We start from the raw sequence: 20516 nt of genomic DNA on the forward strand, positions 1-20516 counted from the left end.
ACCCAAATTTATTATGTCGTATTTTTAAGTTTTTTTTCACTGTGGTGGAAAAGTGGACTTGTACGTATTCCCATTCATACAAGTCCTAAATCACCCCAATTAAAACCCAAATTTATTATGTCGTATTTTTAAGTTTTTTCACTGTGGTGGAAAAGTGGACTTGTACGTATTCCCATTCATACAAGTCCTTAAATCACCCCAATTAAAACCCAAATTTATTATGTCGTATTTTTAAGTTTTTTTTCACTGTGGTGGAAAAGTGGACTTGTACGTATTCCCATTCATACAAGCCCTTAAATCACCCCAATTAAAACCCAAATTTATTATTTTATTATATTTATCACTTTTTGATACACAAACCAATAGTCCAAAGCAATGCCAAAAATAAAAAACAAATAACAGACAAGCACTTACATATATATAATTAAACAATTTTAATTCAAAAAGAAACGCTTGTTTTTCAAATTGAAAAACAAGCGTTAAAAAAGGGATCTATAAATTAGATTTAGAAAAGGAAGTTATACTTAATTAATAAAGATTGGAAGAAAGAAACTCTACGTTCTTTCGATTCATAACCATTGAACGTACCTGGAGCACTTGTATTCACATCATTATCAGCATCAACTTGTACAAATACATCATAGTCCCAAAATAGATTGGTCATAAATGAGATTGACAAACCTTTAAACAAGAATACATCAACGTTAGTAATCCATTCTACATCAATATGCTGAGGCAATCTCAAGTAGTTACTATATAGATTTAGCGTAGTACTCAACACTAAGCGGTGCTTATCTTTGTCATCTTCTTTATACTTAAAGAATTTGTGCGCATATCCAGCTTTTAAAGTTGCTCCAAATTGAATATAGTTATGAGCATAAAATCCATTTCCATTCGGCAAAGCACCATCAGGAGAAACTCTCCACTCATCTATAAACTCTTGTTCTGTAACACCTGACGTATCAGATGTATAAGGGTTTCCATGAAGTCCTTGACTAGCAATATTATCATCTCCTACCATAATCATTTTTAATGAAGCAGGTGACAACAAAGCATTAAAAGTACCAAACTTTGTCTTTTTCTTATAAGCAATGCCTGGGGAAACGGTCAGTGTAGCTGGAGAGAAAAACTGTGCAATTGGCAATGCATTAGATCCTTGAGGAGCAGAAAGAAAGTTTCCGTCATAAGTAGGCGTTATCTGAGTTAATAACAAGGCGTCTAAAGAGTATCCAAATGGACTTGTTGGCGTAATTCCATAAGCAACATTTGAAGAAATTCGTAATTCATCTACTGACTTTTGGAATGGAACAACTCTTCTAAAAGAGCCTAAACGCTGCACACCAAACGTAAAACCAGCAAAATTATCCCAGCTAAAACGTTCTTTCTTATATTTAGCAAAGAAACTTATATTTCCACCTAAGCCTATTTTGTCTTCTCCTGCTCCAAACTTAGGATTTATAAAGAACATTTGTGCAAAATCAACTCCTACAGCGCCCCCTACTTTCCATAGCTTTTCATCCTCTTCTTCTTGAGCGATTACATCAGCATTAAAAGCAAATAATACAACGGTTAATAGTAATAAATACTTTTTCATGATTAAATTTTTTAGTTATGAATTAATATGTCTTGTTATATTACAATAAGTGTTACATGACATTATAGAACACTTGTCGAATGCCTAGTTATCCTGAACTTTTCTGCCCAAAAATATATGCATTTTGCAAGTACCCTTTATCTTTACAAAGAACAATATCTTTGTTTATCATTATAACCAAAGACGAATTCTTGCCAAAGTTTCAGGTAATTTTGCCAAATTTATCCTAAACGAAGCAAGTAACTCACAATCAATAGACTATTTTAATAACTAAAAAGCAACTCCAAACCCCATGGAGAAATATTCAGCTATAATTCGATGAGATTTCATTGTTATGGTAACAAATGGGACAGTGGGATTCTGATATGGATCTAAGAAATAATAACGTCCAGACAAACGGATTGACATAAACCAAGGTTGACCTACGTTCTGGGTAACATAAAATCCAACTTGTGCTAAAATAGCAAAACGCCCAATCATTATTTCGTCAGCAACAAAAAGCGTAATTCTGCTGGCTTGCCAATGTAGATCTTTTCCTTGATAGCCTCCATTTTGTCTAGTAAAAGCATAAGAGGAACCAATATAGTCGTATTCGATGCCAGCCTTTAGACGATTGTTTCTAGTAATGTACAAGCCCGCATCTATAGATCCATGCCATGCAGGATATTTAGGACCACTGTTTGTTCCAATTTCTGTAAATCCCATTGAGAAAAGAGCTGAAAATTGGATTCTTTTGTTCCGTTTAGGGCGTTCTGATTGCTCTAATCGAATATAATCTTCTTCCTCTACAGGATTAGGCATGTAGCAGATTCCTAATTGAAAACTAGGAATATTAATTCCTAAGTTGGGCAAAGTAGAAGCGGCATTGGAGTAATGATTGAACGTAGCAGAAGGGCGAATCTCAAAGTTTTTGTGAACACGCCAAGCAAGTCCTAGACGCAAAGATGTGTTGTTATTCAAATAAGACCCCACCATATTGTTGAGGGGGTTTGTTCTACGGTCAAAAGGGCGAGTTACAATCCCAAGACCAACTCCTAAACGTCCAAATATTCTAACTTTCTTACGTTTAAAAAAATCAACCGTTATATTGGGCAAAATGGCAAAACAATGCCCCATTTCTTTGGCATTGCCTGAGGATTGATAAGCAACTGCGACTCCCCAACGAGGAAAGCCGCAGCGCTGATGCCAATGTTTTTGACCATACGTTTTTACTTCCATGTTCACTTCACCTCCATAACTAAAGTCTGGAAAATCTATGGTAATTGTAGAGCGGTGCTTGAATGCTTTACCAAAGTGCAAACTTCCTTCTAGATATAGACCTTTGGGAAGATTTTGAGTTTGTGCACAGTAGGATGTAACACATAAGAGAACAATCAGTAATAAGCGCATTTGAGTATAAATTTATGCGTTACCAAAATCTAGTTTTGTAAGGATAGCGTTTTACATATAAGTCATTGATTAAGGATTTCAACTTTTCTCTCAACTCCTCTAAACCTTCCTTTTTCAATGCAGAGATAAAACAAGCATTTCCTTTTGTTTCCATATTCCATTGTGCTTTAAGTTCTTCCAACAATGTTGCTCGTTCTTCTTCCAATAAAAACTCATCCAAATTATTATCTTGGTACAAGTCCATTTTATTAAAAACATACAACATAGGAATTTCGCTTGCTCCTAAGTCTTTTAATGTCTTATTAACGACTTGGATATGTTCCATATGTTGGGGATGAGAAATATCAACCACTTGTATCAACAAGTCACTTTCACGTACTTCATCCAAAGTAGACTTAAAGCTTTCAACCAAATGATGCGGTAGTTTTCGAATAAACCCAACTGTATCCGACAGCAAGAAAGGCATTCTATCTACTACAACTTTTCGTACGGTTGTATCCAAGGTAGCAAATAATTTGTTCTCTGCCAAGACTTCTGCTTTTCCCAGCACATTCATCAAAGTAGATTTGCCCACATTCGTATAACCTACTAAAGAAACTCGAATCATCTCTCCACGGTTTTTGCGCTGAGTCCGTGCTTGCAAATCAATTTTTTCTAGTCGTTTTTTTAGCAACGCAACTTTGTCTCGAACAATACGTCTATCCGTTTCAATTTCCTTCTCTCCTGGTCCACGCATTCCAATTCCCCCTTTCTGGCGCTCCAAGTGATCCCACATTCCTCTAAGTCTAGGAAGCAAGTACTGCATTTGAGCAAGTTCTACTTGTACTTTTGCTTGTGCTGTTTGAGCACGAGCTGCAAAAATATCTAAAATCAATGTACTTCGATCTAAGATTTTGCGCTCCATACGCTCCTCTAAGATACCTACTTGTTTTGCGGTTAAATCATCATCAAAAATAACAATATCAATGTCATGCTCCTGTACGTATTCACGAATTTCTTCCGCTTTTCCTTTTCCTACAAAAGTACGATTATCAGGATGTTTTAATTTTTGTAAAAACCTTTTTTTTACTTGAGCTCCTGCAGTTTGTGCTAAGAATTCCAATTCATCTAAATATTCTATAGCTTGTTCGGTTGATTGATCTTGTGAAATCAAACCTACAAGCACTGCAGTCTCTACTTCTTTTACTAAGGCGCGTTTTTTTTCGCCTAAATTCCATTCGTTTGCCATATATATTATAGTTTAATTGCACATAGATGTAAAATTAAGGTTTTCAATTGAATAAGGTAACATTCCATTCAACGATCTCCAATACCTTGTACATTTATTTTAGTATACCCAACAATAATTTTCTTCCATTGATACAGCAAATTGATGTTGCTATATTATTGATAACAAAATACCTTTGCTTTTTTCTGAACAAACATCAAGTAGAGATACTTTTGCATCAATTAATTTGAAACGCTTGTTTTTTCTAAAAATAGACAAAAGTACACCAACAGGGCATAGATTTATTACGTCACAGTATACTTAGCCTCTAAAGTAACTGATAAAAGTTTAAATTAGGTGATAATGTGCAACTATTGTAAGAGAATAAGTTTAGGCTTACCTCTTTTGAAAAAGGTAACCCATTTTTTAAATAAAACAGCATATCTTTCTGTTTTATTTTAAGATAATACGATAGGTTCTATTTGAGTTAAATAGGTATATAAAAAATCATATTACTGACCTAGAGATAGGTATTTTAAAATTTGAAATGAATTTGAACACTTACACAAAACATTTTCCTACCCAATAGTTCCTTAAAGAACTTTATTTTTAAAAATAGGTCAACTTAATATAATTTACCTTGTTATTTTGATTAGTAGTTCACAGTACTTGCACTTTGTAGTCCATCAATATTTGAGCACTATTTTACTCATTTAAACAAGATTATTATGAAAAAGATGTTGTTACTTCTATTTATTTTTATAGTTTTTTCTCCTATACAAGCACAAACATCTTTAGATGAAATCAATCAAACTCGTTGTAAACACACCTTGAATGGGATGATTGCCTTTTCTAGTTGGACTGGGGCAAACCTTATTGCTGGTACGGTAGGAGTAATTACAACTAGAGGAGAACTACAACATTTTTTTGAAATGAACCTTTACTTTAATGCCATTAACTTGGGACTAGCCATTCCAGGGCTAATTGGAGCTGTAAAAGCCAAACGTACAGGGTTGAGCTTTGAGCAGTCTGTCAAGGAAGTACAAAAAATCAAAACCGTTTATTTGGTCAATGGTGCTTTAGACTTCACTTATATTACGGTAGGTTTTCTTCTACGGGAAATGAGTAAGAACAACCGCAATGATATCAAATTAAGCAACCGATTAGCTGGGTATGGAAATTCGTTTATTGTACAAGGAGGCTTTTTGTTAATTTATGATTTCATTGAATTTGGTGTCCATGCCATTAATGGCAAACGCCTCAATGAACATTGGGACAAGATTAGTATCAGTCCTTATGGTGCTTATGGTTTGGGTATGAGTATCCAATACAACTTTAGCCATATCGGATCTCAGCAACAGCCTATGGCTTTTTCTTCCTTTTAAACAGGTTGAGCCAACAACAGATAAACAATGTAACCTATTACAGCCATCAATAAAACGCCTGCTTGCCAACGGTCAATCGTGTACGTTAGAGAACCTCCCGTTGTAGGTTTCACCCTTGTGCCTATAAATAAAAAAGCTGTTAAAACAATTGTTGCTGATAATAAAAATCCAATATCAAAATTTGCTGCTGTATCGTACTCAATCAAAGTTGGTGAAATAGTCGAACTAAAACCTAAAACCAACAAAATATTAAAAATATTAGACCCAACCACATTCCCCATTGCTATATCGCTGTTCTTTTTCATGGCAGCCACAACGGAAGTCGCCAATTCTGGTAAAGACGTTCCTATTGCGATGACGGTTAAGCCAATGACTCGCTCTGTCATGCCAAAATATTTTGCAAAAACTAGCGAATTGTCTAAGACTAAATTTCCACCGATGATCAAACCAGCCATTCCACCTATGATATACAACAAGCTTTTGGGCAATGGAATTTCTTCGATAATCTCTATATTATCTGAATTATCAGCATTCTTAGAGCTGGTGTAAACATAGTATAAGAACGCACCAAAGAACAGTAATAAAATAATTCCATCAATATGAGAGACATAATTTTCACCTCCAAAAACCAATGCGTCATTAGCTAAAAAGAACATTAGCAATATAATAAATATAGAAAATGGCAGTTCTTTTCGTACAGTAGCTTTTTGTACTGCAAGCGGATAAATGAGTCCAGCAGCTCCGATGATTAGACAAGTATTAAAGATATTAGAGCCCAATACATTTCCTATTATCATAGCATTTTTTCCTTCCCAAGCAGCTCCTATATTAACCACTAATTCAGGGGCAGATGTACCAAAAGAAACAATGGTCAAACCAATTATCATATCCGATATATCAAACTTTTTGGCAACGGCAGATGCACCATCTACTAAAAAATCAGCTCCTTTAATTAAAATGGCAAAACCAAATATAAGTAGTCCTAATGCTATTGCTAAATTCATGATGGTATGTCTTAATTCGTTTTTTAACGTTCACTTTCTACAATAGTCCTTTGTATAATTTTATTGATTGGGTTCGTGTAAAACTATTTCTAAGTTGGATTTATATTTCCAAACCACCAACCCCCAAACCAACTACGAACTACTGCCTTTATTAACCGAACAAAGGTAACAGAATTATTTTGAAGATTTATTCTTTCTAATAAAAAAGCGCCCCAATACAGTTGGTACAATTCCCGCTTTTTTATACGCCAACCAGCTCACTAAGAACTCAAATAACAATAAGCCTATCAAGGTAGCATATCCTGCTCCTTCGATTCCATAAGAAGGAATTAAAATCAGATGCAAAACGATTGTAAAAAGGACACTTAATAGCAATATCCAAGTTGCTTCTCGTTCTAAATTCACCATCATCAGCAAATAGTTTACGGGTCCAACAAATACATGGACAAACTTGGTGATGCATAAGATGAGTAAAATGGGATACCCTTCTCTAAAGTTCTCACCAAACAACATCAAAAACCACTCTCCTCCCAATACCAAGCATAACAAAATCGCGCTAATCACTAAACAAGCTAATCGAGTTGTTTTGGTAAAAAAGTTTTGCAATTCTTCCATCCGATTATTGGCGTATAAAGTTGAAAACATAGGTGCTGTGACGGTATATAGTACTGCAAAGGGGATTAAAGCCATATCCGACAGTTTTACGGCTGCATTATAATAGCCGATCTCCGCTTCCGAAACTTGATACCAACTCAAAAACAGAATATCTATTCGAGTGTTAACAATATAAAGAAGAGAGGTGAGTGCAAAGTATCGACAACTTCCCCACCAGTGATGGCTATCATAACTTGCTTTTTCTTCTCGATATGCAGTTGTAAATTTAAATAAAAGCCATAAAGCAACGATGGCCGTTATCAAGAAAGAAAACGTCCGTGCTATGATGGCATGTTCATCTGTTAATTTATAATTCTGAGTGGCATAAAAAAGCATTAAAATTATAAAAAAAGAAAAGGGTTGCACAAATTTCTCTGCAAACTGCCCCCAACCAAATAGATGTAATCCTCTTAGAGCAGCTTGATTAATGTGCATTAACACAAATAATGGAATTACCCATACTGCCCAATAGAAATAATCTACATATTGATGAAGCATTTCTATATCGGATAATTCTGCTAATAGCAACAAACATAGAGCAGAAAACACACCAACGACTAAACCCAAGCCGTTTGCCCAAGACAAAATTCCCTTAATTTTTGTTCCTTGTTTCTTGTTGTGATAAATGGGGAGTTGTTTTAATACTAAATCGTCTAGCCCCAACGTAGCCCCAACACTAATAATAGAAATCCAAGTAAAAACCGTCGTATAAACACCAAATCCAGTATCTCCTGTTACTCGAGCAATGAATAGAGCGGTAAAGAAAGTTAGCAAAGCAATAGAACCTTGCATTACAACTGATTTGTAGGCACCAGTTAAGAAATAGTGCTTAATCTTAGCATCCAATTCCTTTCCAAGCAATGCCTGCAACACAACATTAATATATCTAAACAAGGCTTTCATTCAGTCCAGTTTAAAGATTTTGATTGGGTCTATCTTATACATTACTCCGTTGAAAAATCGTATTAGTTTGATTATCAGCAAGATGTACTTTTGTTAATTTTTACACTAAAAGACTGATAATCAAACTAATGCAAGATGCTTTTTTACGTTTTTCGTAGGAAAACTAAAAAATCAACGGAGTATTATTATAATAATCTACCACCAAAATATGGATTGATAGTATAATTTACTAATAGTTGACAGTGTGTATCTACCTCAAAAAGAAAAAGTCATCTCGAAATGATTCGAGATGACTTCTATTATTGTGCAAAAAGAAGATTATTCTTCCTCTTTGGTAGTATCATCAGTGTTAACTGCCTCTTCATTATCTTCAACAACTGTTTCAGTAGCAGTTGTAGTAGTGTCAGCAGATTTTTTCTTTCTACTACGACGAGTACGTTTTTTCTTCGTAGTCTTCGTTTCTAAAGCGTCTGTGTTGAAATCAACCAATTCGATGATACACATATCTGCAGCATCATTTTGACGGAAACCAGTACGCAAGATACGAACGTAACCACCTGGACGGTCAGCGATTTTCATTGCGATTTCACCAAACAAAGTTTTAACAGCTTCTTTGTTTTGCAAATGGCTAAAGATAACACGTCTGTGGTGTGTAGCATCTTTAATTTTTTCTTCACTAGCTGCTTTTCTAGCTCTAGTCAACAAAGGCTCAATATACTGACGTAAAGCTTTTGCTTTTGCTACTGTTGTTCTAATACGTTTGTGCTCGATCAAAGCGATAGACATATTTTTCAACAATGCTTTACGATGTCCTTTTTTTCTACTAAGGTGGTTAAACTTTTTACCGTGTCTCATGATTAATGATTATTTACGTCGCAGCACATACTCCTAATCTAAGATAGATGTTTCCGTTACTGCAATTTTTATAATAAAACAGCCGCATCAATAGATGCGAGCAAATTTAAATGCTTATTCTTCGTCTAATTTGTATTTAGACAAGTCCATTCCGAAAGAAAGGCTTTTTTCAACTAAAAGTTCTTCGATTTCTACCAAAGACTTTTTACCAAAGTTACGGAATTTTAACAATTCATGTGTTTCGAACTGTACCAAATCAGCCAAAGAGTTGATTTTAGCTGCTTTTAGACAGTTGTAAGCACGAACAGAAAGATCTAAATCTTCCAAAGAAGTTTTCAATAATTTGCGCATGTGCAAGATGTGCTCATCTACAATATTATCTTCTTTTCTAGAATCATCATCAAAAGTAATGTTCTCATCAGAGATTAACATCAAGTGTTGAATCAAAATTTTAGAAGCTTCTTTGATCGCATATTCAGGATGAATAGTACCATCTGTTTTTAAATCTATAGTTAATTTCTCATAATCTGTGTGTTGACCTACACGACTACTAGAAACTGCATATTTTACATTTTTGATTGGAGTATAGATCGCATCAATTGGAATATATCCGATTGGAGCATCCTTAGGCAAGTTTTCTTCAGCCGAAACATATCCTCTACCTTTGGTAACGGTCAATTCTACTTCTAAGGTAACAGAAGTTTCCATGTGACAGATAACTAGATCAGGATTTGTTACATCAAAAACATTGGTTGCCTCACCCAAATCACCAGCAGTAAATGTATCTTTACCACTAATAGTAGCATAAATTTTCTCAGCTTCTTCTCCTTCGCCCTCTAACAAATACTTCAAACGTACTTGTTTTAGGTTTAAGATGATGTCAACAACATCTTCAACCACTCCTTTGATAGAAGAAAACTCATGGTCGACACCACGGATACGAACCGCAGAAATCGCATGTCCTTCTAAAGAAGATAACAATACACGACGTAAAGAATTACCAATAGTTTGACCAAAGCCAGGCTCTAGAGGTTTAAATTCAAATTGACCATCAAAATCATCTGCTTTCTTAAGAAGGATTTTATCTGGTTTTTGGAAGTTTAATAAACTCATAAGATTATTAGTATCTGATGGTGGAGAATTTCTAATTAATTGACAATTGCCTTTAACGATTTTTAGGACTTCGATATGAAGTCCTAAAAACAGCAAAAGTATGTTCCTTAAAAAGGATTATTTCGAGTAAAGTTCTACGATTAATTGCTCGTTGATTTTCTCTGGAATTTCTTCTCTGTTAGGTGCTTGAATAAACACACCTTCCATTTTGTCTCCATTCCACTCCAACCAAGGGAATTTGCGAACATTTTGAGAATTTGTATTGATAGAATCCAAGATAGATTGCATTCCTTGAGATTTACCACGAACTTGAACAACATCACCTGGACGTAAGGTACAAGAAGCGATATTAGTTACTACACCATTAACAGCGATGTGTTTGTGAGAAACTAATTGACGAGCTGCTCTACGAGTAGGAGCAATACCTAGACGGTAAACTGTATTGTCTAAACGAGCCTCCAACAATTTGAACAAGTTTTCACCTGTTTTACCATCTTGTCTAGATGCTTTGTCAAACATTTTGCGGAATTGACGCTCTAATACACCATAAGTATATTTAGCTTTTTGTTTTTCCGTCAATTGGATTGCATAATCCGATTTTTGTTTGCGACGCTTAGAAGGACCGTGTTGTCCTGGTCCATATTTTTTCTTTTCAAAAACTTTATCGTAACCAAAGATTGCTTCACCTAGCGCTCTTGCTTTCTTTGATTTAGGTCCTGTGTACCTTGCCATTTTTTAATAACATTTGTGTTGCAACTACCAATCCCAGCAATAGAAGGGCATTTACAACTGATTTTGATTTTTATACTCTACGTTTCTTAGGAGGACGACAACCATTGTGTGGTATAGGCGTCACGTCCAAGATGGTCAAAACTTTGATTCCAGCAGCATCAATCGCACGGATTGCAGCTTCACGTCCAGAACCTGGTCCTTTTACATATACTGTTACACTTCTTAGACCACAATCGTATGCTTCTTTAGCAGCATCAGTAGCAGCAATTTGAGCAGCATAAGGCGTGTTTTTCTTAGAACCTCTAAAGTTAGCTTTACCAGCAGAACCCCAAGAGATTGTTTGACCCGCATTATTTGTCAATGTGACAATAATATTGTTGAATGATGCACGTATGTGAGCTTGACCTTGCGCTTCAACTTTTACGTTCTTCTTTTTTACTTTTTTAGACTTTGCCATAACTATATTATATAATCTAGTCGATTAGATTTTATTTATTATTTACCTGCTTTCTTCTTGTTCGCAACAGTCTTACGTTTTCCTTTACGAGTACGAGCATTAGTTTGCGTACGTTGTCCGCGCAAAGGTAAACCTTTTCTGTGACGTAATCCTCTGTAGCAAGCAATATCCATTAAACGCTTAATGTTCAATTGAACCTCTGTACGCAATTGACCTTCTACTGTATATTTATCAGCAAGAATTTGACGAATGCTTTTGATATCTTTATCATTCCATTCTCTTACTTTGACACTTTGATCAACACCAGCTTCATTTAAGATTTCTTTTGCTGATGTTAGGCCGATACCATAGATGTATGTTAGGCCAATTACACCTCTCTTGTTCTTGGGTAAATCTACCCCTGCAATACGAGCCATATCTAACTATTAAAATTTATGCTTCTATTAATTATCCTTGACGTTGCTTGAACTTAGGATTTTTTTTATTGATAATGTAAACTTTTCCCTTTCGGCGTACGATTTTACAATCGGCAGAACGCTTCTTGACAGATGGTCTTACTTTCATGATTCTAGTTAATTTTATTTATAGCGATAAATGATGCGCCCTCTGGTTAAATCATATGGAGACATTTCAACTGCTACCTTATCACCAGGCAATATACGAATGTAATTCATTCTCATTTTTCCTGAGATTGTTGCAATAATGATATGCTCATTTTCTAATTGAACCCGAAACATTGCATTTGACAATGCCTCAGTAATAATTCCATCCTGGCGGATTAATTCTTGCTTAGCCATAGATTTTCTTTTCGGACTGCGAATATCTAAATATTAATTTAAATAACCTAATTTTTAAATGTCTATTTAATAATAACTTACAAATAAATTAGGTTGTTTGATTTTATGCTTCTTATTTTTAGAGTACTGAATCTTCCGTTTCAGTAGTTCTAGTTCTTCCTTTGATTTTTCTAACATCATATCCATGCATAGATAGATGTCCATCAATTTGCTGTAGTGTATCCAAGACAACTGCCACAAGAATCAACAATGATGTACCTCCAAAGAAGATGGCAAAACCAACATTTGAAGTAATTGTTGCAGCAGCAACACCAGGAATAATAGAAATAACACCTAAAGCAATTGATCCAGGCAAAGTGACCAAAGTGGTTACCTCATCAATATACTCTGCTGTATCATTTCCTTGTTTAACACCAGGAATAAATGCATTTTGACGCTTCAAGTGGTCTGCATATTGTTGTGGATTTACAATCAATGCTGTATAAACATATGTAAATATAACAACTAGTAAAAAGAACACTACATTATAAGGTAAAGAGGTAAAGTCAGCCAAAACAGCCCAAAATCCACTCTCACTACCCAAGGCTCCAGCCACTGCTCCAGGTACAAACATTAATGCTTGTGCAAAGATAATTGGCATTACACCTGCTGCGTTCAATTTGATAGGCAAATAATCTCTTTCTGTACCAAGTTCAGTAAGATTATTACGACCGATCATATGCTTCGCAAATTGTATTTTAATTTTTCTAACTGCTTGTACCAAAGCAACACTTGCCATTACAACAGCAACAAACAAAGCCATTTCTAGTATAAAAATAACCAATTGTCCTGTTCCTAACTTTAAGTTAAATTCGCTTACAAAAGCACCTGGTAAAGCAGCAATAATACCCGCAGTAATCAATAATGAAATACCATTACCAACTCCTTTGTCAGTAATACGCTCTCCCAACCACATACAGAACACCGTACCAGCTGTAAGAATAATAATGTTAGCCAACCAGAATACCGTAGGAGGAATCTGAGGCATAATTACCCCTTGCTGAGAGTTCAAATAAGTCAAGTAAGCAGAGCCTTGTACGATTGTAATAGCAATTGTAATAACTCGAGTGATTTGGTTCAACTTTCTTTGCCCATTTTCTCCATCTTTTTGGAGTTTCTGGAAGTATGGCACAGCAAATCCTAATAGTTGTACAATAATAGATGCAGAGATATAAGGCATAATCCCCAGTGCAAATACAGCTGCCTTGAAGAAAGAACCTCCTGTAAACGTGTCTAACAGTCCTATTAAACCACCAGAATTAGTACCTACCGCATTAGCTAAAGCCTCTGCATCGATACCAGGCAAAATAACAAAACTTCCAAAGCGATAAACTGCAAGAAATCCAACAGTAAGAAGGATACGATTACGCAATTCCTCTACCGCCCAGATGTCTTGTAATTTTTTAATTAAACCATTCATTATCTTAAGATATTATTAGATGAAGCGCACAAAAAGAATTGAAGGAATACACCTTCAATTCTTTTTTATACTTATACCAAAGCTACAGATCCGCCAAGGGCTTCTACCTGAGCTTTAGCTTCTTCAGAAATTTTATTTACTTCTAGAGTAAGTTTGTTTGAGATTGTTCCCTCTGCAACAACATGTACAGCGTCGTCCTCTCCTACAAAACTGAAATGCTTGCGAATAAGTGCTAGATCTATTTTGTCTACACCATCTGCATCAGCAATACCTTGAAGTGTGTTTAGTTTTAATTCTACGAAAGCTTTTCCACCAGCATCCAAAATTGCTTTTTTAGCAGAAGCAGAAAAACGATTAGCAGTAACCTCCAAAGCCGTTTTCAACTCACCAGCACCTAAAACTTTGCAAGATGCTGTTCCAGAAATAACTCCTAATTCTCTCAATGTAGCAGAAGTAATTTCTGTTAAGTTGTGCTTACTTGCGAAGTATTCCAATTGACTCAAGTTCATTGGAGTAAAGTCAGTTGGTCTAGTAGATTGGTAACGACGGTGTGTGTTTTTGAATCCACGCTTAGGCACTACTTTTTGCAAAGGCATTTGACCACCTTCAAAGTATCTCATATTAGAGAACCCAGAACGAGATTTAGCACCTTTGTGTCCACGAGTAGCCGTGCGTCCAGAACCAGCACCTACACCACGAGCGATACGCTTTTTATTTTTAACAGAACCTTTAGCAGGTTTTAAATTATTAAGTTTCATCTTATTTGAAATTATCTTACTGATATAAAGATATCAATAATTATAATTATGAATAACACTATTGCAAAGAGATCACCAACTAAGCTTCCTCTGTTTTTACTAAGTGCTTAACTTTGTTAATCATACCCAATATTTGTGGCGTGCTTTCATGCTCTACAGTTTGGTTCATTTTACGTAAACCTAATGCTTGCATAGTTGCTTTTTGCCTTTTTGTGCGATCGATGACGCTTTTTACTTGAGTAACTTTAATTTTAGCCATTTTAAATTGTATTTAACGATTAGCCTTCAAAAACTTTCTTTAAAGAAATTCCTCTAGTTTTAGCAATATCAATAGGAGAACGTAATCTGCTCAACGCATCGATAGTTGCTTTAATTACATTGTGTGGGTTAGAGCTACCCAAAGATTTAGCCAATACGTTATGCACTCCAGCCATCTCAAGCACTGCACGCATAGCACCACCTGCGATTACCCCTGTACCATCAGCAGCAGGTTTGATCAAAACTTTACCAGCACCATACTTCCCATGCTGAGCATGAGGGATAGTACCTTTATATACAGGCACGTGAATAAGGCTTTTCTTAGCATCGTCAGCAGCTTTTGTAATTGCACTTGCCACCTCGCGAGCTTTACCTAATCCATGCCCTACTGTTCCATTACCATCTCCTACTACTACAATAGCAGCAAAGCTAAATGTACGTCCACCTTTAGTAACTTTAGCAACACGGTTAAGTGCTACTAACTTTTCCTTCATTTCTGATTCGGTAGATTTTACTCTATTATTTTTTTTCTTAGCCATTTTTTTCAGATTTAGAATTGTAACAATTCGTTGGTTCCATCTTCTTTTCGCTCGCCACGTGCACCATCAGCCAAAGCTTTTATGCGACCATGATAAATGTAGCCACTTCTATCAAAAACTACACTTGTAATTCCTGCTTCAAGAGCTTTGGTAGCTAATAAACGACCTACCGCTTTAGCTTGATCCATTTTTGTTCCTGCTTCAACTTCTTTAGACGCTACTGCAACCAAAGTGGTAGCAGTTTCGTCGTTGATTAGTTGAGCATAGATACTTTTGTTGCTTCTAAAAACCGATAATCTAGGTCTAGCTGCAGTTCCAGAGATTTTTTTTCTAATTCGTCTGTGAACTCTTTTACGACTACTTAGTGTCTTAGAACTCATGATTCTTATATATTTAAGAGAATATTATCTAACTATTTATTTAGCAGCTGTTTTACCAGCTTTTCTACGTATTTCTTCACCTTTGAAGCGAACACCTTTACCTTTGTAAGGCTCAGTTTTACGGAACCCACGGATCTTAGCCGCTACTTGTCCTATCAACTGTTTATCAATGCTCGTCAAAATAACAGCAGGAGCTTTACCTTTTTCAGATACTGTCTCTACTTTTACTTCATCTGGTATGTAAAACATAACAGGGTGAGAATAACCTAGAGCTAATTCTAACAACTGTCCAGTGTTTTTAGCACGGTAACCGATACCATGTAATTCTAATTCAATTTTGAAGCCATTAGATACACCTTCTACCATATTATAAACAAGCTGACGGTACAATCCGTGCATAGCTTTATGGCGTTTTTGTTCAGTTGTTCTTTTAACAATAACTTGGTTGCCTTCTTGCTCTAAAGAGATACCATCAGAGTTAATGTGTTGTTTCAACTCTCCTTTAGGTCCTTTAACAGTTACCCAATTATTGTCAATTTTAAACTCTACTCCGGCTGGCAAATCGATTGGAGTTTTTCCTATTCTTGACATTTTAATATATTTTAATTATTTATGGTCTTGTTTAATTCTGTCTAACTATTCTGTTCTAGTAAACATAGAATAGAACTTCACCACCTACATTTTCTTTTCTAGCTGTTTTTTCAGTTAATACACCTTTAGAAGTAGAAACAACAGCTGTTCCTAGTCCATTGATGATATTTGGTAGTTCACTTGCTTTTACATAGTGTCTCAAACCAGGTCTAGAAACTCTCTTCAACTTTTGAATAACAGGACGTTTTGTTTCTCTATCGTATTTCAAAGCGATTAAGATTTGACCCTGCTTATTTTCAGTCTCCTCAAATTTATATTTCAAAATGTAACCTTGATTGTACAAGATTTCGGTGATACTTTTTTTCAAGTTAGATGCAGGAATTGTAACCATACGGTGTCCAGCCATCTGTGCATTACGGATACGTGTTAAGTAATCCGCAATAGGATCAGTAAGTGCCATACTTTCTGTTTTAATCGCAATTATTATCCTGGAGAAGGATGTAATTACTGATTCAAAAAATAATTTTTAAAGCTTTAGTCTAGTTGACTGTGCTATTGAATATATTGTATTGTTGGATAATTTCTAAACGCTTACCAACTAGCTTTTGTGATTCCAGGTATAAGACCTTTAAGAGCCATTTCTCTGAACGTTACACGAGAAATTCCAAATTGGCGCATATAACCTTTTGGACGACCAGTTAGTTGACAACGATTGTGCAAACGAACTTTAGAAGAGTTTTTTGGAAGTTTATCCAATGCCTCATAGTCTCCTTTAGCTTTTAGTTCTGCACGCAATTTTGCGTACTTAGCCACCAATTTTTCTCTTTTTTTCTCTCTTGCTATTACTGCTTTTCTAGCCATTTTATTTATTGGTTTTTGAAAGGTAAACCTAAAAGTTTCAATAATTCTAGTGCTTCCTCATCTGTTTCTGCGGTTGTTACAAAAGTAATATCCATACCAGTGATACGAGGAATTTTGTCCAAATCAATTTCAGGGAAAATGATTTGCTCAGTAATACCCATAGAGTAGTTCCCTCTACCGTCAAAGCTCTTATCATTGATCCCTCTAAAGTCACGTACACGAGGAAGTGCGATAGCGATCAATTTATACAAAAATTCATACATTTGGTTGTTGCGTAGAGTTACTCTAGCACCAATTGGCATACCGTCTCTAAGTTTAAAGTTAGAGATTGATTTTCTTGCCACAGTCTTTACAGCCTTCTGACCAGCGATGATAGTCATCTCATTAACTGCATTATCAACAAGTTTTTTGTCAGAAGTCGCCAACCCAACACCTTGAGAAAGGCAAATTTTGGTTAGCTTAGGTACTTGCATTACAGAGTCATAATTGAATTTCTCCATCAATTGAGGGATTAATTCTTCTCTGTATTTAGTTTTTAATGTTGGTTGATAGTCCATTACTAAATTACCTCTTGTGTTTTCTTAGAAACGCGAACCAATTTACCGTTCTCATTTCTAGTTCTTTTAATACGGCTAGCCTCACCGTTAGCATCTACCAACATTAAGTTGGAAATGTGGATAGGAGCCTCTTTTTCGACAATGCCACCAGGTTGTTCAGCAGAAGGGCGTACATGGCGTTTAACCATATTAACACCTTTTACGATTGCTCTATAATCTTCTAAGAAGACTGCTTCTACAACACCAGTATCACCTTTGCTATCACCAGAAAGTACAACAACGTTGTCTCCTTTTCTGATCTGGCATTTGATTTTCTTATTTGATTTCTTCATGACTTTATTATAATACTTCAGGTGCCAATGAAACAATTCTCATAAAATCACGCTCACGAAGTTCACGCGCTACAGGTCCGAATATACGGCTACCACGAGGTTCTTCACTAGCAGACAACAATACAACTGCATTGTCATCAAAACGGATATAAGATCCATCTTTTCTGCGGATTTCTTTTTTAGTTCTAACGATTACTGCCTTAGAAACAGTACCTTTTTTTAGACCACCAGGAGCAGCGTCTTTGACAGTTACTACGATGATATCACCAACAGAGGCATATCGTCTTCTAGAACCGCCCAAAACCTTAATACAAAGCACCTCTTTGGCACCTGTATTATCAGCTACTTTTAGTCTACTTTCTTGTTGTATCATGACTTATTATCTATTTCGCACGTTCTATAATTTCAACTAATCTCCAGCGCTTGCGTTTGCTCAATGGTCGAGTTTCCATGATGCGTACTATGTCCCCCATGTTACAAGTATTTTCTTCATCATGAGCGATGAATTTTTTAGACATTTTTACAGTCTTACTGTAAATAGGGTGCTTTACACGACGCTCAACAGAGACAGAAATACTCTTGTCCATCTTGTTGCTGGTTACGACACCAACACGCTGCTTGCGTAAGTTTCTTTTATTATCTTCCATTGCGGAATTTATTTAAATTACTTTTTAATCTTTTTTGCTAACCTTCTTCTAGCTTGAATTTTGTCTCTTTTTTGAGTTGACTCAGCTAGTTCTTTTGCTCTGATTTCAGTTTTGATGCGTGCAATATTACGTCTTACTGTTTTAATTTCAGCAGTATTTTCTAAGCTAGAAACTGCATTGTTAAACTTCAACGAGTAATAGTGCTTTTGAGTTGTTTCCAACTCTTCATTCAACTCCTGAACACTTAAGCCTTTTAATTCTAATTTAGCCATTTCCTATATTAGTTTAAGCGTTATTATTCTGCGTAGTCATTACGAACTACAAATTTAGTCGGCACTGCAAGTTTTTGAGCGGCTAAACGAAGTGCTTCTTCTGCTACAGATTGTGGCACACCATCTAATTCGAACATAATTCTTCCAGGTCTAATAACAGCTACATAGTGAGACAAAGCACCTTTACCTTTACCCATACGTACTTCTGCAGGCTTTTTGGTAACTGGTTTGTCAGGAAAAATGCGAATCCACACTTTACCTTCACGTTTCATGTAGCGAGTCATAGCAATACGAGCAGCTTCTATTTGGCGGCTAGTTATCCAAGCACCCTCTAAGGCTTTTAGACCAAAAGAGCCAAAAGCGATCTTAGAGCCTCTGTGAGCAAGACCTCTATTGCGACCTTTTTGCTGCTTGCGGTATTTTGTTTTTTTTGGCTGTAACATCTCTCTACAATTGATTAATTTCCATTAATTTTAGTCGCAATGATTCCTATTTGTCTGACAAGCAGACAGTCAAAGCGAGTGCAAAAATATAAAAAACTTTTAGAAAGTTTAAATATTTAATGCTTTTATTTTCTTCTTCTACGATCGTTGTTTCCGCTACCTCTTCTACGGTTGTTATCTCTACCTCCTTGATTTCCTTTGCGGTCACGTTTAGCTGGTGTTGGGAACAAGTCTACTTTTTCGAAGATTTCTCCACGACACAACCAAACTTTGATTCCAATTTTACCATAAACCGTCAAGGCTTCAACCATAGCATAGTCAACATCTGCACGGAAAGTATGCAAAGGACTTCTTCCTTCTTTGTACTCCTCAGAACGAGCCATCTCTGCTCCGTTCAAACGTCCAGACAAACGCACTTTGATACCTTCAGCTCCTGCACGCATAGTTGATTGGATAGCCATTTTAGTAGCTTTACGATAGTTGATACGTGCTTCTACTTGCTTGGCGATAGTTTCACCTACGATTTGAGCATTTAACTCAGGCTTGCGAATTTCTACGATATTGATTTGAACATCAGTTTTTGTCAACTGCTTCAACTCTTCACGAATTCTATCTACTTCTTGTCCACCTTTACCAATGATGATACCTGGGCGAGAAGTGTGAATAGTAACAGTAATACGCTTCAAGGTACGCTCAATAACGATACGAGCAATCCCTCCTTTATCAACACGTACTTTTAGATAACGACGGATTTTTTCATCACCAACAACATTGTCAGCAAAGGATTTACCACCGAACCAGTTAGAGTCCCATCCACGGATGATTCCTAAACGATTACCTATAGGATTTGTCTTTTGTCCCATAATATTTAATTAGTGTTATACTTCTTTTATTATTCGGTTTCTTCTACTTCTTCGTATGCAACTTCTTCGCTAACTTCTTTAATTTCCAATGTTTTTGTATTGGTTACTTGAAGTGTTACGTGACAGAAGTGTTTGCGAATACGGTGTGCGCGACCATGTGGTGCTGGGCGGAAACGCTTTAACTGAGATCCTTGGTCTACCCAAATAGCAGAAACGACCAATTCATAATCATCTGCTTCTTCATCAGTCAATACACCCCAGTTAGCGATAGCAGAAGTCAATAGTTTATCCAACCATCTAGCAGCTTCTTTTTTGGTATATTTTAAGATACCTAGCGCTTTTTCTACTTCTACACCACGGATGATATCCGCAACCAAACGCATTTTGCGCGCAGACATCTGGCAGTTTTTTATTTTCGCAACAGCTGTTACAAACTCTTGATTTTGTTCCATAACTTTTATTTGAA

At 35.9% G+C, this 20516-nt stretch carries 28 protein-coding genes and 1 pseudogene; 1 reads left to right on the forward strand and 28 read right to left on the reverse strand.

Annotation, left to right across the window (positions count from 1 at the left end):
• Positions 1–505: 505 nt before the first annotated feature.
• From CG11_RS09440 to hflX, 3 genes are all read right to left on the reverse strand, one after another.
• Complete coding sequence (locus CG11_RS09440; RefSeq protein WP_052595483.1) at positions 506–1594, reverse strand: DUF3078 domain-containing protein; 1089 nt, start codon at positions 1592–1594, stop codon at positions 506–508.
• 270 nt (positions 1595–1864) lie between these two features.
• Positions 1865–2983 (reverse strand): acyloxyacyl hydrolase, encoded by a 1119-nt coding sequence (locus CG11_RS09445; protein WP_052595485.1) that lies wholly within the window; start codon positions 2981–2983, stop codon positions 1865–1867.
• 19 nt (positions 2984–3002) lie between these two features.
• A complete protein-coding gene (hflX, locus tag CG11_RS09450; RefSeq protein WP_052595486.1) occupies positions 3003–4211 on the reverse strand; it encodes a GTPase HflX in 1209 nt (402 codons plus the stop codon).
• Positions 4212–4918: 707 nt separating this feature from the next.
• Here hflX and CG11_RS09455 point away from each other — a divergent pair.
• Positions 4919–5575 carry a hypothetical protein gene (locus CG11_RS09455; RefSeq protein WP_052595488.1) on the forward strand — a complete coding sequence of 219 codons (657 nt, stop codon included), beginning with the start codon at positions 4919–4921 and terminating at the stop codon, positions 5573–5575.
• On the opposite strand, the gene CG11_RS09460 is transcribed toward CG11_RS09455, so the two are convergent.
• The 25 genes and pseudogenes from CG11_RS09460 to rplV all read right to left on the reverse strand — a co-directional run bounded on the left by CG11_RS09460 (position 5572) and on the right by rplV (position 20502).
• On the reverse strand, positions 5572–6579 hold the full coding sequence (locus tag CG11_RS09460) for a calcium/sodium antiporter (RefSeq protein ID WP_052595490.1): 1008 nt from the start codon (positions 6577–6579) through the stop codon (positions 5572–5574). The two genes, CG11_RS09455 and CG11_RS09460, sit on opposite strands and share 4 nt — an antisense overlap.
• A 174-nt stretch (positions 6580–6753) precedes the next feature.
• Entirely contained in the window at positions 6754–8136 is a 1383-nt protein-coding gene (locus tag CG11_RS09465; RefSeq protein WP_052595492.1) for a flippase, read from the reverse strand.
• A gap of 318 nt (positions 8137–8454) precedes the next feature.
• Positions 8455–8991 carry a 50S ribosomal protein L17 gene (gene rplQ / locus CG11_RS09470; protein ID WP_052595494.1) on the reverse strand — a complete coding sequence of 179 codons (537 nt, stop codon included), beginning with the start codon at positions 8989–8991 and terminating at the stop codon, positions 8455–8457.
• Between the two features lie 114 nt (positions 8992–9105).
• A complete protein-coding gene (locus tag CG11_RS09475) occupies positions 9106–10104 on the reverse strand; it encodes a DNA-directed RNA polymerase subunit alpha (RefSeq protein ID WP_052595496.1) in 999 nt (332 codons plus the stop codon).
• 117 nt (positions 10105–10221) lie between these two features.
• Entirely contained in the window at positions 10222–10836 is a 615-nt protein-coding gene (gene rpsD, locus CG11_RS09480; protein ID WP_052595498.1) for a 30S ribosomal protein S4, read from the reverse strand.
• Positions 10837–10906: 70 nt separating this feature from the next.
• Positions 10907–11293 (reverse strand): 30S ribosomal protein S11, encoded by a 387-nt coding sequence (rpsK, locus tag CG11_RS09485; RefSeq protein WP_052595500.1) that lies wholly within the window; start codon positions 11291–11293, stop codon positions 10907–10909.
• A 38-nt stretch (positions 11294–11331) separates the two neighbouring features.
• A complete protein-coding gene (gene rpsM / locus CG11_RS09490) occupies positions 11332–11709 on the reverse strand; it encodes a 30S ribosomal protein S13 (RefSeq protein WP_052595502.1) in 378 nt (125 codons plus the stop codon).
• Between the two features lie 31 nt (positions 11710–11740).
• Positions 11741–11857: a type B 50S ribosomal protein L36 gene (gene ykgO / locus CG11_RS29190; protein ID WP_072010990.1), complete on the reverse strand. Its 117-nt coding sequence runs from the start codon at positions 11855–11857 to the stop codon at positions 11741–11743.
• Positions 11858–11871: 14 nt separating this feature from the next.
• Positions 11872–12090, reverse strand: coding sequence for a translation initiation factor IF-1 (gene infA, locus CG11_RS09495; protein ID WP_052595504.1), 219 nt, complete (start codon positions 12088–12090; stop codon positions 11872–11874).
• A gap of 118 nt (positions 12091–12208) precedes the next feature.
• On the reverse strand, positions 12209–13549 hold the full coding sequence (gene secY, locus CG11_RS09500) for a preprotein translocase subunit SecY (protein ID WP_052595506.1): 1341 nt from the start codon (positions 13547–13549) through the stop codon (positions 12209–12211).
• Positions 13550–13620: 71 nt separating this feature from the next.
• Positions 13621–14307 (reverse strand): 50S ribosomal protein L15, encoded by a 687-nt coding sequence (gene rplO, locus CG11_RS09505; protein WP_063833073.1) that lies wholly within the window; start codon positions 14305–14307, stop codon positions 13621–13623.
• Positions 14308–14386: 79 nt separating this feature from the next.
• Complete coding sequence (gene rpmD, locus CG11_RS09510; protein ID WP_052595508.1) at positions 14387–14566, reverse strand: 50S ribosomal protein L30; 180 nt, start codon at positions 14564–14566, stop codon at positions 14387–14389.
• A 19-nt stretch (positions 14567–14585) separates the two neighbouring features.
• Positions 14586–15104 carry a 30S ribosomal protein S5 gene (gene rpsE, locus CG11_RS09515; protein WP_052595510.1) on the reverse strand — a complete coding sequence of 173 codons (519 nt, stop codon included), beginning with the start codon at positions 15102–15104 and terminating at the stop codon, positions 14586–14588.
• A gap of 11 nt (positions 15105–15115) precedes the next feature.
• A complete protein-coding gene (rplR, locus tag CG11_RS09520; RefSeq protein WP_052595512.1) occupies positions 15116–15484 on the reverse strand; it encodes a 50S ribosomal protein L18 in 369 nt (122 codons plus the stop codon).
• Between the two features lie 36 nt (positions 15485–15520).
• A complete protein-coding gene (gene rplF, locus CG11_RS09525; protein ID WP_052595514.1) occupies positions 15521–16075 on the reverse strand; it encodes a 50S ribosomal protein L6 in 555 nt (184 codons plus the stop codon).
• A gap of 55 nt (positions 16076–16130) precedes the next feature.
• The gene (gene rpsH / locus CG11_RS09530; RefSeq protein WP_052595516.1) at positions 16131–16535 is read right to left on the reverse strand and encodes a 30S ribosomal protein S8; all 405 of its coding nucleotides are present in this window, start codon (positions 16533–16535) and stop codon (positions 16131–16133) included.
• A 131-nt stretch (positions 16536–16666) separates the two neighbouring features.
• Positions 16667–16936, reverse strand: a complete 270-nt coding sequence (gene rpsN / locus CG11_RS09535; protein WP_052595518.1) for a 30S ribosomal protein S14 — start codon at positions 16934–16936, stop codon at positions 16667–16669.
• A gap of 5 nt (positions 16937–16941) precedes the next feature.
• Entirely contained in the window at positions 16942–17493 is a 552-nt protein-coding gene (rplE, locus tag CG11_RS09540) for a 50S ribosomal protein L5 (RefSeq protein ID WP_052595520.1), read from the reverse strand.
• Between the two features lie 2 nt (positions 17494–17495).
• Entirely contained in the window at positions 17496–17825 is a 330-nt protein-coding gene (rplX, locus tag CG11_RS09545; protein WP_052595522.1) for a 50S ribosomal protein L24, read from the reverse strand.
• A 7-nt stretch (positions 17826–17832) separates the two neighbouring features.
• Complete coding sequence (gene rplN, locus CG11_RS09550; RefSeq protein WP_052595525.1) at positions 17833–18198, reverse strand: 50S ribosomal protein L14; 366 nt, start codon at positions 18196–18198, stop codon at positions 17833–17835.
• 10 nt (positions 18199–18208) lie between these two features.
• Complete coding sequence (rpsQ, locus tag CG11_RS09555) at positions 18209–18472, reverse strand: 30S ribosomal protein S17 (RefSeq protein WP_052595527.1); 264 nt, start codon at positions 18470–18472, stop codon at positions 18209–18211.
• A 101-nt stretch (positions 18473–18573) separates the two neighbouring features.
• Positions 18574–18744 (reverse strand): annotated as a pseudogene (gene rpmC / locus CG11_RS09560) (50S ribosomal protein L29); the annotation flags it as partial.
• Positions 18745–18767: 23 nt separating this feature from the next.
• Positions 18768–19187 carry a 50S ribosomal protein L16 gene (gene rplP / locus CG11_RS09565; protein ID WP_052595529.1) on the reverse strand — a complete coding sequence of 140 codons (420 nt, stop codon included), beginning with the start codon at positions 19185–19187 and terminating at the stop codon, positions 18768–18770.
• Positions 19188–19312: 125 nt separating this feature from the next.
• Positions 19313–20050, reverse strand: coding sequence for a 30S ribosomal protein S3 (gene rpsC, locus CG11_RS09570; RefSeq protein ID WP_052595531.1), 738 nt, complete (start codon positions 20048–20050; stop codon positions 19313–19315).
• A 29-nt stretch (positions 20051–20079) separates the two neighbouring features.
• Positions 20080–20502: a 50S ribosomal protein L22 gene (rplV, locus tag CG11_RS09575; RefSeq protein ID WP_052595533.1), complete on the reverse strand. Its 423-nt coding sequence runs from the start codon at positions 20500–20502 to the stop codon at positions 20080–20082.
• Positions 20503–20516 lie beyond the last annotated feature (14 nt).

The organism is Aureispira sp. CCB-QB1 (genome assembly GCF_000724545.1).
GTDB lineage: Bacteria > Bacteroidota > Bacteroidia > Chitinophagales > Saprospiraceae > Aureispira.

Coding starts and splice junctions, on each gene's coding strand:
- rplX (WP_052595522.1), bottom strand. CDS start 17,825: ATGAAGAAATCAAATAAGAAAATCAAATGCCAGATCAGAAAAGGAGAC.
- CG11_RS09440 (WP_052595483.1), bottom strand. CDS start 1,594: ATGAAAAAGTATTTATTACTATTAACCGTTGTATTATTTGCTTTTAAT.
- rplF (WP_052595514.1), bottom strand. CDS start 16,075: ATGTCAAGAATAGGAAAAACTCCAATCGATTTGCCAGCCGGAGTAGAG.
- rplN (WP_052595525.1), bottom strand. CDS start 18,198: ATGATACAACAAGAAAGTAGACTAAAAGTAGCTGATAATACAGGTGCC.
- CG11_RS09465 (WP_052595492.1), bottom strand. CDS start 8,136: ATGAAAGCCTTGTTTAGATATATTAATGTTGTGTTGCAGGCATTGCTT.
- ykgO (WP_072010990.1), bottom strand. CDS start 11,857: ATGAAAGTAAGACCATCTGTCAAGAAGCGTTCTGCCGATTGTAAAATC.
- CG11_RS09445 (WP_052595485.1), bottom strand. CDS start 2,983: ATGCGCTTATTACTGATTGTTCTCTTATGTGTTACATCCTACTGTGCA.
- rplE (WP_052595520.1), bottom strand. CDS start 17,493: ATGGACTATCAACCAACATTAAAAACTAAATACAGAGAAGAATTAATC.
- rplQ (WP_052595494.1), bottom strand. CDS start 8,991: ATGAGACACGGTAAAAAGTTTAACCACCTTAGTAGAAAAAAAGGACAT.
- CG11_RS09460 (WP_052595490.1), bottom strand. CDS start 6,579: ATGAATTTAGCAATAGCATTAGGACTACTTATATTTGGTTTTGCCATT.
- rplO (WP_063833073.1), bottom strand. CDS start 14,307: ATGAAACTTAATAATTTAAAACCTGCTAAAGGTTCTGTTAAAAATAAA.
- rplR (WP_052595512.1), bottom strand. CDS start 15,484: ATGAGTTCTAAGACACTAAGTAGTCGTAAAAGAGTTCACAGACGAATT.
- secY (WP_052595506.1), bottom strand. CDS start 13,549: ATGAATGGTTTAATTAAAAAATTACAAGACATCTGGGCGGTAGAGGAA.
- rpsK (WP_052595500.1), bottom strand. CDS start 11,293: ATGGCAAAGTCTAAAAAAGTAAAAAAGAAGAACGTAAAAGTTGAAGCG.
- rpsM (WP_052595502.1), bottom strand. CDS start 11,709: ATGGCTCGTATTGCAGGGGTAGATTTACCCAAGAACAAGAGAGGTGTA.
- infA (WP_052595504.1), bottom strand. CDS start 12,090: ATGGCTAAGCAAGAATTAATCCGCCAGGATGGAATTATTACTGAGGCA.
- rpsD (WP_052595498.1), bottom strand. CDS start 10,836: ATGGCAAGGTACACAGGACCTAAATCAAAGAAAGCAAGAGCGCTAGGT.
- CG11_RS09455 (WP_052595488.1), top strand. CDS start 4,919: ATGAAAAAGATGTTGTTACTTCTATTTATTTTTATAGTTTTTTCTCCT.
- rplP (WP_052595529.1), bottom strand. CDS start 19,187: ATGTTACAGCCAAAAAAAACAAAATACCGCAAGCAGCAAAAAGGTCGC.
- CG11_RS09475 (WP_052595496.1), bottom strand. CDS start 10,104: ATGAGTTTATTAAACTTCCAAAAACCAGATAAAATCCTTCTTAAGAAA.
- rpsH (WP_052595516.1), bottom strand. CDS start 16,535: ATGGCACTTACTGATCCTATTGCGGATTACTTAACACGTATCCGTAAT.
- rpsN (WP_052595518.1), bottom strand. CDS start 16,936: ATGGCTAGAAAAGCAGTAATAGCAAGAGAGAAAAAAAGAGAAAAATTG.
- hflX (WP_052595486.1), bottom strand. CDS start 4,211: ATGGCAAACGAATGGAATTTAGGCGAAAAAAAACGCGCCTTAGTAAAA.
- rpsQ (WP_052595527.1), bottom strand. CDS start 18,472: ATGGAAGATAATAAAAGAAACTTACGCAAGCAGCGTGTTGGTGTCGTA.
- rpsC (WP_052595531.1), bottom strand. CDS start 20,050: ATGGGACAAAAGACAAATCCTATAGGTAATCGTTTAGGAATCATCCGT.
- rplV (WP_052595533.1), bottom strand. CDS start 20,502: ATGGAACAAAATCAAGAGTTTGTAACAGCTGTTGCGAAAATAAAAAAC.
- rpmD (WP_052595508.1), bottom strand. CDS start 14,566: ATGGCTAAAATTAAAGTTACTCAAGTAAAAAGCGTCATCGATCGCACA.
- rpsE (WP_052595510.1), bottom strand. CDS start 15,104: ATGGCTAAGAAAAAAAATAATAGAGTAAAATCTACCGAATCAGAAATG.